This is a genomic window from Chryseobacterium carnipullorum, assembly GCF_003815695.1.
Taxonomy (GTDB): Bacteria; Bacteroidota; Bacteroidia; order Flavobacteriales; family Weeksellaceae; genus Chryseobacterium; species Chryseobacterium carnipullorum.
The window spans coordinates 3,545,469-3,557,840 of the sequence record NZ_CP033920.1 but is presented as its reverse complement, the minus strand read 5'-3'; the positions used below and the strand labels follow the sequence as shown (position 1 = coordinate 3,557,840).

Below are 12,372 nucleotides of genomic sequence, written 5' to 3'. Positions count from 1 at the left end.
CATTACCATTTATCCATGAGAAAACCCAGTAATTTTAGCTTCATCAAAATCCAGCTGCATTTCTATAGATCTCATCACATGATCATCAAATATTTTCTCCTTTTTCATCCTGTGAAGTTCATTTCTCTGAGCCTGGATGATCTGCCGAAGCACATCTTTATTTTCGTTGATCGCATTCACATAATCTCCGGTAGAAGCCATACACTGGGCCTTATCTGCCATCAACATCATTTCGGTTTCCAGCTTGTGTTTCTGATGGCGTACCAATGTGTTCGTTACAGCCAGCTCGGAAAAATCATTTTCCAGTTTATGCAATGCTGTTTCTTTAAGCTTTCGCATCAGGATCACTTCCTGTTTTTCTTCCGGTAATTCGCTTCCGGCATCATCTATTTTCAACCATTTTAAGATCGGAGTCAGAAGGAGTCCCTGTCCTACCAATGTGATCAATATAATAACGAAAGTTACAAATAAAATGATATTACGGTGAGGAAAAGCATCTCCATTGGGCAAAAATGCAGGAATGGAAAGTGCGGCAGCCAGTGAAACCACTCCTCTCATGGCAGCAAAACTGATGATGAAAGGTTCGCGCCAGTCCGGTTTTGGAATTTTGAGTCTTAATTCTTTAGAGCAGAGTCTTGGGAAATACATGACGGCATAGCTGTACAGTAACCGGGTCAAAATAATTGCTCCGCCAATCACTACACTATAAAATATGCCTTCTGAAATGGTATAGTCTTTCATGGCAGCAACGACTACGGGAAGCTCCAAACCAATCAGGATGAAAATAATTGTATTCATGAGGAATATCAGTACGCTCCAGACATTTCCGGACTGTATCCTGGAGGTATGGCTTAAATAGCAATGTGAATTATAAGACATCAAAAGTCCTCCTGCAACCACGGCTAATACCCCTGAAAAATGGAAATGTTCTGCACCTACATACATGATGTACGGAACGATCAGTGTAATGACGGTATCAATATTAGAATTGGAAGGAATAATCCTCAATAAAGCTCCGAAAAGCATTCCTGTAGCAACACCAACTACGACTCCACCCACCGCCATCATGAAGAAGTCCTGAATAGCATCTCTCCAGATAAACTGACCTGAAATTACGGCTGCCAAAGCGAATTTAAATACAATTAAACTTGAAGCATCGTTGATAAGACTTTCGCCTTCAAGGATACTCGTGATCTTTTTAGGGATCTTCATATGTTTTAAGACTGAAGTAGCAGCCACCGCATCCGGCGGAGAATTAACTCCTCCAAGCAGGAATCCCATGGCAACGGTAAGTCCGGGAATAATGGAAGATGAAAGATACGCCACAACAATTGAAGTCAGAAATACCAGCCCGAAAGCCATCGAAAAGATCTGCTTTCTCCATTTGTGAAAATCCTGCCATGACGTAAACCATGCGGCCTCAAACAGAATGGGAGGAAGGAAGATTAGAAATACCAGATCCGGTTCTATTTCAATATGCGGCATTCCCGGGATCAGGCTAATCAGAAGACCGGCAATCACGAGGAAGATGGGATAAGCTACTTTCAGCTTTTGCCCTATCATCACCAATATCATCACAGACAGCAAGACTGCAATGGATATTATAACATAACTGTGAATCATTTTGAGATGTTTTTTAAGTTGCTTTTTAATTTTTGTTAAACTGAAGGTGTTAACTTTCAGATCAACTGAACCTTTTCTGTTGGTTATCTTTATTGACGATATTTACAACTTTTGTTGGTTGATCGCAAAGGCGCAAGTTTGTATCCAGTGGCTGCTTGTAAGGCGCGATAAAATCGAAGATCTTCATCTGTTTTTTATCTTTTTGCCTTTTTAAACCGCATAGGTTTTTGGAATCTAAAGTACAGGATCATTACCTTTTACAACACAATATTGTTCTTTGGAGCAATGGCTGGAGGAAGATCGGACTCATCCAGCATATCTCTCATATCAATCTCTATGGTACGGCTGATCTGGGTAATCGGCACGTCATTCGGGCTGCCTTCAAAAGGGTTTACGGAAGCTTCTCCTACGCTGTCGAGGGTATGAAAACACCAGGTTACCATTAATGAAAACGGAATATTAAACCATAAGGTCCAGCCCTCCAAAGCTGTCCCTTCACCTAATTTATCGAGTTCTTTCAGTAATCCAAAAGGGACAAATAGGATAAACAGCAACAAAAGATAGGTTGTAATTGATGAAAAGTTTCTCGGATACGGAAAGTTTTTAATTCTTTCTGCTTTTCCCTGATCGTCTGTAAATTTCACGAGTTGCTGGTTGATCTGTGTCCACTGAAAATCATTGAGATCTCCTCTGGCATAGGCTTCGGACAATTCTTTGCTCTGACTTGCCATTAACTGTGTTGCCCTGTTTTTTTTGCTTACAATATATTGAAGCTCCGCATCAGAAAGATACTTTTTCAGTTCATCATTAAGGTTGGTCAGTCTCTCCGGAATTTCATATTTCTTAGCATATTCATCGTATTGTGCTGTCCCCATATTCTCCCAGGTTCTGGGTTCGCGAAGCTGAAAACGGAGGGCCGTAAGCCACGCATAATGGCGGTGAAACATTTCTTTTACTTTTTGAGGATCTTTTCCGTATAGAGCATCTCTCAGAATATATCCAAAACTACGGCTGTCATTGATAATGGCGCCATAAATCTGTCTGGCTTCCCAAAGTCTGCTGTAACTTGCATTGTTTTTAAAACCTACGATAAAAGCTACCGCAGTTCCCAAAATAGCGATGGGCTGCCAAGGGACGGAAAGAAACTTCCATCCTGAAAAGTATAAAACTGTTGGTATGGCCGATAGTATTGTTAATATATAAATACTTCGTCTCGTCCAAATCGCGAATTCCAGCGCTCCGAATCTTTTCCCTGAATGCATATTGTGTTTATTTGTTTTTTGTTCTGTTGATTATAAATTCTAAACTAACAGTTTTTTTTCTTCATCATGGCATCCGGCAGAGACTGTCTGTATTAATTTTTATTAAAAGGAATATTATTATAGAAACCGATCTGGATTTGCCCGCGATTCCTGTTTTCCTGAATCTGGTTCATATATCCTGCTTCTATCCTCATGTTTTTATTAATGACATATCCTAAAGCTCCATATACTCTGTTCCTGTCGAAAACGGGACTATCAAAACTCAGAAATATCTCATTATACACTGATGCATAGAGAGATTTCGGCAGCATTTCTTTCTGGGTAATCGGAATATTCAACCCTATCATATATCGGAATCTCATTCTGAAGTCATCCTGTAGAAAACGTTCTTCCAAACGGTATCGGTGCTGAAGATTAAAACGTCCGAACTTCTGCTTTGTAATAAACTGCTGGAAGATCCGGTGTTCTATATTTTCTTTTTTTTCGCCGTTTACATACGGACGACTTAAAATAAACCCATAACCCAGTAAAACATTATTATTGTTTTCAGTCAGGTCATATCCTATGCCTGTACGAATTAATAACTGTTCGAGATCTCCTACGGCATCAAAATTCCGGTACTGGATTTCGTTATGCAAATTCAGCTTTTTGCTGATCTTGTTATTTCCAAAATACATATACCATGCTCCTAAATCACTTTTCTGCGCAGAGGCTGCTATGGACCCCAGACTCAATACTGTAAATGCCAGCTTCGTCAATACCTTTCTCATAAATTCAATTACTATTATCTATCGTACAAGACAAAATTAATAATTTAAATCAATAATTGCAAACAAAAAGTGTTTTAGGGTTTAGGCTATAAGCAACAGGCATAACGATATAGGTTAGCCTGGAATCTGTTCTACAAGGATTTCGTTTCCATCTATATCAAAATAAGTACAAGTCATCTCATTAAGATCCATCTTCCAGCCTTCTACTCCATTGTCCGCACAGTCATTGCAAAATGTGAGGTAATCTGTACGGCCTTGCTGATGAAGCTTTAATCTTGTTTTAAATTGTTCAAGATTTAATTTTCCGGAAACGAGAATAGGATCGTACTTTTTTCCAGTCTCTGCCTTTTTATTTTCTGTGTCAAAATACCGGGTATTTCCATCTGCTACAGAAACCGTATAATCCGATACGCCAAGATTTTTTATAGCCTGGATATATGCCGGAAAATCTGCTCCGCTTTTTACTTTCCGATGTTCCGCTTTAATTTGTTCGATTGTAAATTTCATATTTGTTTGTTTTTTTTACGCCAGAGGCTTTAGGCATTAAGCTATAAGCTTTATCAACACGCCCTAATCCCTATGACCTGCTACCTGTCATCTGCTCCTTCACCTCTTCCCAAATTTAATTTTTTTTGGAATGCAAATGTACTATTAAAATAAAAACCGGCAGATATCTAAGCCGGTAAGTTTTTCCTATATCCCTTATACAAAGAATGAATTTTAAGGATGCTGCTGTGCTTTGGCAGGATCGTCATAGTTCACCATCCAGTGGATCCCGAATTGATCGGTAAACATTCCGAAATAGGCCCCCCAGAAAGTATCTGCCAACGGCATGGTTACCTCTCCTCCTGCAGAAAGTCCATTGAATAACTGATCTGCTTCTTCTTTAGATTCCGCGTTGATGGAAATAGCAAAATTATTTCCTTCTTTCAGCTTAGATGACCATTCTCCGGCAGTATCGCTGCCCATTAAGATGGTTTCTTTTGAAATAGGAAGAGAGACGTGCATGATTCTGTTTTTGTCTTCTTCGGAAGTTTCTTTGCCTTCCATTGGAGGCATTTCCCCGAATGTTCCGATGTAAGGATACTCTCCTCCGAAAACCGACTTATAGAAATCGAATGCTTCTTTGCAGTTTCCATTAAATGTTAAATAAACGTTTACTGATGCCATGATTGATTTTTTTTATGAGTTAAGTTTTAATAAGTCTCTGTTGAAGGTTTTTCAGATAATTCTTTCAATCTGGAAAGTCCTTTCTGATAATCTTTTCCAATCGCATTTTCCATATTCATAAACATTTTCATTACGGTGAACGGATAAGGTATTTTGGATGTAAATCCCCATGTTGCCTTAGTTCCTTTGCCTTCCGGAACGATTTTCACGTAAGCATTGGCTTCACTTTCATAAGGAGTTAAAAATTTGATTTCCGTATCAATTCTTTTCGCTGCTGCATCTACTTTTTTCACTTCCTGACATCCTTTTCCTGCAGTCCCTTTCTGACTGTCTCAGCATACTTTTTCGCCCGGCTGACCGGTAGTTCCGGTCCAGTCTTTTTTCATCTGAGGATCTAATTCATTCCATGGGCTCCATTGGTCCATTGCTTTTAATGTATTGGTCTGCTGCCATACTTTTTCGGATGGTGCATTGATGGTTATTGATTTCTCATACACACAGTCTCCTGAGATAAAAGCGGCTACGATCATCCATAAAATAAGGATGGAACCGAGAACGAGTATAATTCTTTTTAATATTTTCATCATGAGGTTATCTGTGTTGGTCTATTAAGATCATGTTTCCGTCCGGATCTTTCAGGAAGATATGTTCCGGTCCTGAGGTGGTTTCATCGGCAGCTTTCTCAAGTTCCACTCCATTTTCTTTTAAATGTTTCTGAATATCGCGAACATCGTCAAAAGATTCCAGATTCCGGGCATTTTCGTCCCATCCGGGATTGAAGGTCAGCATATTGCCGTCGAACATCGCCTGAAACAAGCCAACCAAAGTACTTCCGTTTTTCATGATCAGATAATTCTGTTCCATTGCTCCGGCCATTACAGAGAAGCCTAATTTTTCGTAAAAATCTTTGGATTTCTGAAGATCTTTTACACTTAAGCTGATTGAAAATGCTCCTAATTTCATATCTATTTTACATTTTAAATGACCATCTGTATTGAGTGTACCCCATGACCATTTCATATTTTTTTTGTTTTTAAAGCCAGTTTACTTCCTGCGAATACCAATCCCCATACAGCAATCCCCAAAATCCAAAACCAGATCGGTGTGGGCAAAGAAACCATCATATAGATCGTTATGCATAGAAAAATAACTCCACAGACTACCGCAGAGGTATGTTTTCCGTTATTTGCTACTTTTGAAGCTGTAAATCCTGAAATGAAAGCCGCTATAGCATACGCAATAATCACAAAGAACAGCGCCATAAAAGGAGCTTGTGCCACATAGTTTTTCATCGCTACCATATCATCACTTCCGGCTCCGGCGGGCGGAGGATACAATTGATGACCTATTTTTTCAACGATGGTAATGCAAATGATTCCCGCAATCAGCCCGGCAGGAACAGCCAGTATTCTTCTTATCACCGTTATTGGTTTTTTAAACGGGTTTTGAAGTCCAGTTTCCCGTCATAACTTTTCCAATCTCCAATGAATTCTATATACTGTCCATCTACTTTTTCAGTTTTTTTATTCCATCTAAAGCTATACACAAATTTACCTTTGAAAATACCTGAATGCTTTCCTTTGGGTTCTTCTGCAAGTTCATATTCCCCGAATACCAAGCCTTTACTTTTGGCATCTCTATATTTTGTGATGGTAACTTTTCCTTCATATTTGGAATAATTATTATCCACAAGAGAATACCCTGAAATAAAATATTCCTGATCATTCTTTTTGTTCTGTTCAGAAATATTGACTTTCAATTTCAGTTCCTGTCCGCGGTCGCCAATGGTTCCGATATAAGGTTTACTGTTGTTGAGCCAGACATTAGAAATATCCGGCATTTGCCCCCATGCAAAATTGCAGGCAAGAATGAGGATCCATAAAATTTTTTTCATATTGTGTTATTTAAACTCCAAATTGGGATAAGTGGTGGTTCAAATGTTTTGCAAACATATTATTCCACTCTGTAGATTTCAATTTTCCGAAAGAAAATGATTCTTTATCATCAAATGCTTCCGGACCCAGCTGTTGTGTTTTCTGGATAAAGCCGATGAGTCTTTTCTTCTCGTCATCAAAGTTTTTTCTTCCGGTAATTAAAAACTGAGGTGCTGTAGGGGAATCTCTGGGATACGCCTTTTCTCCCACCACTTTAGATTTTACAAATGTTTTTAAAATAAATTTGGCAATAGATCCCGGTTTTTTATGTTTTTCCGGTTCGTACACCATTTCATAAGATACACAGCAGTGCGCAAGCATCTGGTCAACTGTCATCTTCCCCCATAGTCCGTGGGTATCCTCCACCAAATTATTTATCCTATCAATATAGTTCTGAGCATCTTTTGCATCAAATACATTTTCCATATTATGTCTAATTATCTGAAAGCAAATATATCAGTTTTTTCTTTTGATTTTTACAAGGGGATAAAAAAAACGGTGACGCATTTGAGGGAACGAGTTTAAGGAGTACCTATTATTGGCTGCCCGTTCTGAGTTGCTATTTGAGCGATGCAGGTTTTCATAATGCTGGGTCAATTATTGGTGAAATTGGTTATATTTTAAATACTCACAACACACACACCGAGACTATTAATTACCCTAACGTTCGCATCACCCGCAATTCTATTCCTCATGCAATTCCTTACTCTCCACCGGAACGGCCTTTTTAAAAATAAACCATAGTTTTATTTTTAAAGCAATCCAGCCAATAACAGCATACACTACCAGCAGGATGCTTAGATGTTTTAAATAAGGGAAGGTAAGTTCGACAGAGCCTTTCTGTATCAACAGAATTTTAAAGGCCTGAAGAAAAGGAGTTAAAGGGATAATGTTAGCTATAAATTGTACAAAAGCAGGCATTGCACTCAACGGCCATGTAAATCCACTAATGATGAATGCAGGAGATGCAATAACCATCAGGATCTGAGTCGCTTTTAAAGCATCAGGAATCAATATACTGATGAATACGCCCAAAAATGATGCGGAGCCTACAAATACCGCTGTAAGAAGGATGAAATTAAATATTCCTTCCGGCATCGGAACCCGGAAAATCATGTGCATAAAGTAATAGACTCCGACAATAAGGATGGAAAATACCCAGATCGGAAACACTTTGATCAGCATGGTCGGGAAAGCCCATCTTTTCATCTTCGCGTATTCTTTCACGAAAGATCCTCTTTCAAACTCTGCGGCAAAACTTACTGCCATCGCAAGAAGAATAACCTGCTGAAGGACTACAGCCAGCATGGCCGGCCACATGAAGATCAGATAGTTTCCTGTAGTATTGAAAAGGGTGATATAATTGGCTTTGAATGGTTCATATTGGGTCGCCGCTTTGGTTGCGGGCATTCCTGCTTTCTGCAGTGCTTTGATGGATGCTCCGGCAGAAAAAGTACCTATCGTAAGCTGAAGTGCCTTGGAGGCAAAATTGGCGGTAAGAACGTTTCCGGTGTTGATATAAACATTCAGTTCGGGATATTTTTTTTGGAGCATATCAGCCTCAAACCTTGATGGAATAATAACAACAGCCGCTGCTTCATGCCTGATCACCTCATCTTTTATGCTTAAGGGTTCCTGGGCATATTTGATGATGCTGATGCTTTTATTGTCATCAAGCATATCGGTCAGCTGACTTGACAAAGGAGTATTGTCCCGGTCAATCACCAGTACCGGTGTATTTTCTACTTTTCCGCTTTTGTACACGAAACCCAACAGCGTGGCATAGAATACCGGGGCCAGAAAAAATACGGTCCTCAGGGTAGAATTGCCGATAAAAAGCCTGAACTCGCGTTTTAAAAGTCGGAAAAATTCTTTCATAATTATTTCAGGATAACGTTAGCATTCACCAATATACTTTTAGCCTTATTCATGTCAGAAGGCTTCACTTTGATTTCGTAAACCGCATCCTGCAGCTGATAATCGGGATAAGCGGTAGTGATGTCTGCGTATCTTGTCAGCTGTTTGATATAGACAATGGTTCCGGTAAGCATTTCTTTGTTATAAACCACCTGCATGTTGACGGTCTGCCCTTTTTTATATTTTGAGATTGCGCTTTCAGGCACTGTGAATCTGAAGTATGTACTCTCGGGAATATATCCGTTGAATAATGCAAAACCAGCCGTAGCCAATTCTCCCGTATTGAGGCTGATGGTTTCAATTTCCATATCATTGGTTGCAATAATGTATCTTTCAGAATAGGCTACATTGGCTTCCTGAAGGGCTCCTTTGGCTTGCGAAGCCTGTCCTGCCGCCATTTCTACTTTTTCTACACGGGTTCCTCTCTGCACATCATCCAGCTCTGCTACAACGGCGTCATACTGGGCTTTTGCTCCCTGCATTTTTGCATAAATTTCATCGTATGCCTGTGGAGACATGAGACTGTCGCGGTACATATTACTGGCTCTTTTAAAAGACTTCTGAGCAAATTCATATTGTTCTTTTAAACCTTTGTATTTAGCCTGAAGCTGTCTCAGCTGATCTGCGGTAGCTCCGTTTTTTGCCATTTGCTCCTGAGCTGTTGCCGCACTGACAGCACCCTGAGCCTGGGCAATTTTTGCAGACACTTCCGGAACATCAAGCAGAGCCAGAGTATCTCCTTTTTTTACAGACTGACCTTCAGTTACATATATTTTTAAAATTCTTCCGGTAACCTTGGGAGCAAAGGAAATGACATCCTTTTTGGTTTTGCCTTCAGAATCGTTAAGGTTTTCTTTTTTTTCACTGCAGCTCCCTACTAGAAAAAGAACGGCAAAGGCTATGAATATATTTTTATGCATTATTTTAATGGTAAGGGGTTAATATAATTTGGTAATATCAAGTTCCTGAGTCGATCTCATGAGTTCTATTCCGGCTCTTCTCTGGTTAAAAAGAGCATTCTGATATTCGAGTTCTACCAGTTCAAGATCATTTTCCGCATCAATGAGCTGAGATGATTTGCTCATTCCGTACCTGAATTCTTTTTCTGCCTGAACCAGTGCATTTTCAGCGAGTTCTTTTTCTTTGGCTTTTAAAGTGATCTGAGCGGTTGCAATATCATAGTTGGTCTGATTATTAGCCAGATTAAGGGTTAATTTTTTTAAGGCATCTTCTTTTTTGTTCTGAAGAACTTCTTTTCCCACTTTTGCGGTCTCTTCTGCATGTTTTCCTTCTTTCCCGTCAAAAATTTCCCATTTAAAACCTACACCAGCCGTTAACAAAGGAAGTACATTGATATTGGTAGGTCGCCAGTCCAGTTTAGCCCCTTCATATCCCAAAGCAGGAACTGCAGGAATTACATTCCCTGAAGTTTTAATACGGCTTCCGTAAAGACCGATATAATAAGCGGATGCCATCAGTTGTACTTTAGGGATCATCCATGTTCTTTCAGCTTTTATTTTGTAGTCTGCCGCGGTTATGCCATGTTCCAGTGCACGCACTTCAGCTCTTTCCTCGATTCCTCTTTCCGGAGATAAAAGTTCTACGGGAGAAAGTACCGGATCGATCATTTTAAGACGTTCTTTACTGATCCCGGTCAGAATATACAGCTGGGTAAGAAGGAGTTCTTTTTTCCCCTCATACTCTACCATTTTGGCATTCAGTGTGGCTTGTGCCAATTCTATTTTTTTGTGATCGTATGGAGTGATCAGGCCATAGCCTAAAGCTTTATCCGCTGTTTTACGGTTGATGTCAAGTCTTTTTTTACTTTCATCCAGAACTTTTTTAGACTGATGGATCAGCGCCAGCTGGTCGTATGCTTTTGAAATATTGGCTATGACATCATCTTTTGTTTTTTCAAGGAGAATATCTTCGGAGATCTTCTTTTCTTCGATTGCTTTTTTCAGATACTTTACTTTTCCCCCTGAGTAGAGAAGCATTTTGGCATCTGCTTTCGCAATTCCTGAAAACCCGGAAACATTCAGGTTATTGTTAAAACTTCCTTCGGGAATATTGATAAAAGGAGCCAGATTTATTTCCGGCGACGTCAGTCTCGCTGTGGCATTTAGATATCCGACCTGTCCGCTTACTTTCAGGGTAGGAAGAAAGATGTCTTTCAGTTTGTGTTCGTCAAGATCTGTGAGTTTGTTTTGGGTAATCTGCATTTTGAGATCGGAATCCCGAACCATGGCACTGTCTAAAAGTTCCTTAAAGTCCGGCGCAGACTGTGCCCAACAAAAAGCAGGGAAAGTCAAAAAACTAAACGTAAAAATCAATAAATTGTTTTTCATGGTTTATGTTTATAACAAATATAATGCAAAAATTTGTTAAATCAATGAAGATAACTCGCCAATAGGGTGAATTTAAATTAAGTTTAAAAATTGTTTAGTTTTAATGCTCTCATGATGATTGGCATAGAAGATTCGTTTAACTATGATTTAAAATTCATTTTAATTGAAAAAATATTGAATTATCTTTTATTCATCGAAAAATTAAAATTTTTATTCGTTACAATGAAAAATTTGCCATATCTGTTTAATCCGCGAGAAAATATATACACAAAGATCTGTGTCCATCCGTGAAATCCATGGTTGATGTTTTTCCCGCAGATCAAACGGCTTTCTCAGATAAATTTTGAAGTACTACAGATAGCATAATTATAAAATTCCAATATTTTGAATCATAAATTTTACACACTTTTTGATCTGAAACATCTACGGGAACTAAATATTAAACCATTAAGACGGCATTAAGTTTTTAAGAATATTAAGAGTAGCTCTGCTTTAAGAACAACGCTTAAAAAAAACTTTAGATTTTCTCTTAACTATTCTTATCTCCTTCACTCATCTTAATGTTTCAAAAAAAGATTACATAAAATTAGAAAGATAAATATCCCGTAAAACTCAAGTTCCCTTTTTTCAGGATGAATTTTTACTTCAGATAAACTAAAGTGTTAGAAAGGCTTTCCTTGCTTTTGTGGTTAATAATTCACGGCATGATAAAGATTAAATCTGCCTAATCAAAACGATCTGCGGGACAAATATTTGATGATGCCACAGAATAGACCCTCTGAAAAACAAAAAACTCCCCACAAAATGTGAGGAGTTGATTATTTAAGGTGATCAGATTATCTCTGAACCGCTGATTTCATTTTAGTATCAGGACGCAAAATACGGTAACGAACTTCAAGATCTTTCGGTACATAGAATACCAAAGGCAGCTTGCTGTTGTACCTTACGATCTCCGGCTGAAGGGTCACAAATTTCTTTGTTTTCTTCTGATCCGGACAAGCCATTAAAGTTCCTCCTGTTTCACCAGTAGATTCTACTTCATAATAGTTGTATCCCCAACCCTGAAGATCCTGTGTTTTTACATTCCCCATTAAAAAATGTTTGTTGCAATCCAGCCATTTTTCCGCCCCTACAAAAAACTCTACTTTTAAGTCGCTTTCATTTTTGGCAACAGGCAACTGAATGTATACCTGCTTAAATCCTTCTTTAGCTTTTGGGAACATTTCAATCTCCAGCTTCTCAAACTTTTCTGCTTTCTTTTGTGCGAAAGCATTTACACCTGCCAACATAATCAGTCCCGTCATTAAAGTTTTTGAAAATCTCATTTTATTTTATTTTAAAAATTTTA

At 38.7% G+C, this 12,372-nt stretch carries 15 protein-coding genes; all 15 read right to left on the bottom strand.

From position 1 onward, the window contains the following. Window positions 1–9: 9 nt before the first annotated feature. The 15 genes from EG346_RS15975 to eco all read right to left on the bottom strand — a co-directional run bounded on the left by EG346_RS15975 (window position 10) and on the right by eco (window position 12,349). On the bottom strand, window positions 10–1,623 hold the full coding sequence (locus EG346_RS15975; RefSeq protein WP_123879989.1) for a Na+/H+ antiporter: 1,614 nt from the start codon (window positions 1,621–1,623) through the stop codon (window positions 10–12). A gap of 257 nt (window positions 1,624–1,880) precedes the next feature. Continuing rightward, window positions 1,881–2,885 carry a bestrophin family protein gene (locus EG346_RS15970; protein WP_073335296.1) on the bottom strand — a complete coding sequence of 335 codons (1,005 nt, stop codon included), beginning with the start codon at window positions 2,883–2,885 and terminating at the stop codon, window positions 1,881–1,883. A gap of 92 nt (window positions 2,886–2,977) precedes the next feature. After that, complete coding sequence (locus EG346_RS15965; protein WP_073335297.1) at window positions 2,978–3,655, bottom strand: DUF2490 domain-containing protein; 678 nt, start codon at window positions 3,653–3,655, stop codon at window positions 2,978–2,980. Window positions 3,656–3,769: 114 nt separating this feature from the next. Continuing rightward, a complete protein-coding gene (locus tag EG346_RS15960) occupies window positions 3,770–4,162 on the bottom strand; it encodes a DUF1398 domain-containing protein (protein WP_123879987.1) in 393 nt (130 codons plus the stop codon). Between the two features lie 213 nt (window positions 4,163–4,375). Beyond that, complete coding sequence (locus tag EG346_RS15955; protein ID WP_073335298.1) at window positions 4,376–4,825, bottom strand: VOC family protein; 450 nt, start codon at window positions 4,823–4,825, stop codon at window positions 4,376–4,378. A 26-nt stretch (window positions 4,826–4,851) separates the two neighbouring features. Continuing rightward, complete coding sequence (locus EG346_RS25160) at window positions 4,852–5,118, bottom strand: SRPBCC family protein (RefSeq protein ID WP_228425986.1); 267 nt, start codon at window positions 5,116–5,118, stop codon at window positions 4,852–4,854. Window positions 5,119–5,157: 39 nt separating this feature from the next. Beyond that, entirely contained in the window at window positions 5,158–5,412 is a 255-nt protein-coding gene (locus EG346_RS25155) for an SRPBCC family protein (RefSeq protein WP_228429343.1), read from the bottom strand. Between the two features lie 4 nt (window positions 5,413–5,416). Then, on the bottom strand, window positions 5,417–5,788 hold the full coding sequence (locus tag EG346_RS15945) for a VOC family protein (RefSeq protein WP_073335363.1): 372 nt from the start codon (window positions 5,786–5,788) through the stop codon (window positions 5,417–5,419). Between the two features lie 53 nt (window positions 5,789–5,841). Next, window positions 5,842–6,246 carry a hypothetical protein gene (locus tag EG346_RS15940; protein WP_073335299.1) on the bottom strand — a complete coding sequence of 135 codons (405 nt, stop codon included), beginning with the start codon at window positions 6,244–6,246 and terminating at the stop codon, window positions 5,842–5,844. 2 nt (window positions 6,247–6,248) lie between these two features. Then, a complete protein-coding gene (locus tag EG346_RS15935; protein ID WP_123879985.1) occupies window positions 6,249–6,719 on the bottom strand; it encodes a hypothetical protein in 471 nt (156 codons plus the stop codon). 10 nt (window positions 6,720–6,729) lie between these two features. Then, window positions 6,730–7,185 (bottom strand): DUF1569 domain-containing protein, encoded by a 456-nt coding sequence (locus EG346_RS15930; protein ID WP_073335301.1) that lies wholly within the window; start codon window positions 7,183–7,185, stop codon window positions 6,730–6,732. A gap of 258 nt (window positions 7,186–7,443) precedes the next feature. Further along, a complete protein-coding gene (locus EG346_RS15925; RefSeq protein ID WP_123879983.1) occupies window positions 7,444–8,637 on the bottom strand; it encodes an ABC transporter permease in 1,194 nt (397 codons plus the stop codon). Window positions 8,638–8,639: 2 nt separating this feature from the next. Then, on the bottom strand, window positions 8,640–9,596 hold the full coding sequence (locus EG346_RS15920) for an HlyD family secretion protein (protein ID WP_123879981.1): 957 nt from the start codon (window positions 9,594–9,596) through the stop codon (window positions 8,640–8,642). 18 nt (window positions 9,597–9,614) lie between these two features. Continuing rightward, window positions 9,615–11,024: a TolC family protein gene (locus tag EG346_RS15915; RefSeq protein WP_123879979.1), complete on the bottom strand. Its 1,410-nt coding sequence runs from the start codon at window positions 11,022–11,024 to the stop codon at window positions 9,615–9,617. Window positions 11,025–11,860: 836 nt separating this feature from the next. Next, complete coding sequence (gene eco, locus EG346_RS15910; RefSeq protein WP_123879977.1) at window positions 11,861–12,349, bottom strand: serine protease inhibitor ecotin; 489 nt, start codon at window positions 12,347–12,349, stop codon at window positions 11,861–11,863. Window positions 12,350–12,372: the final 23 nt, after the last annotated feature.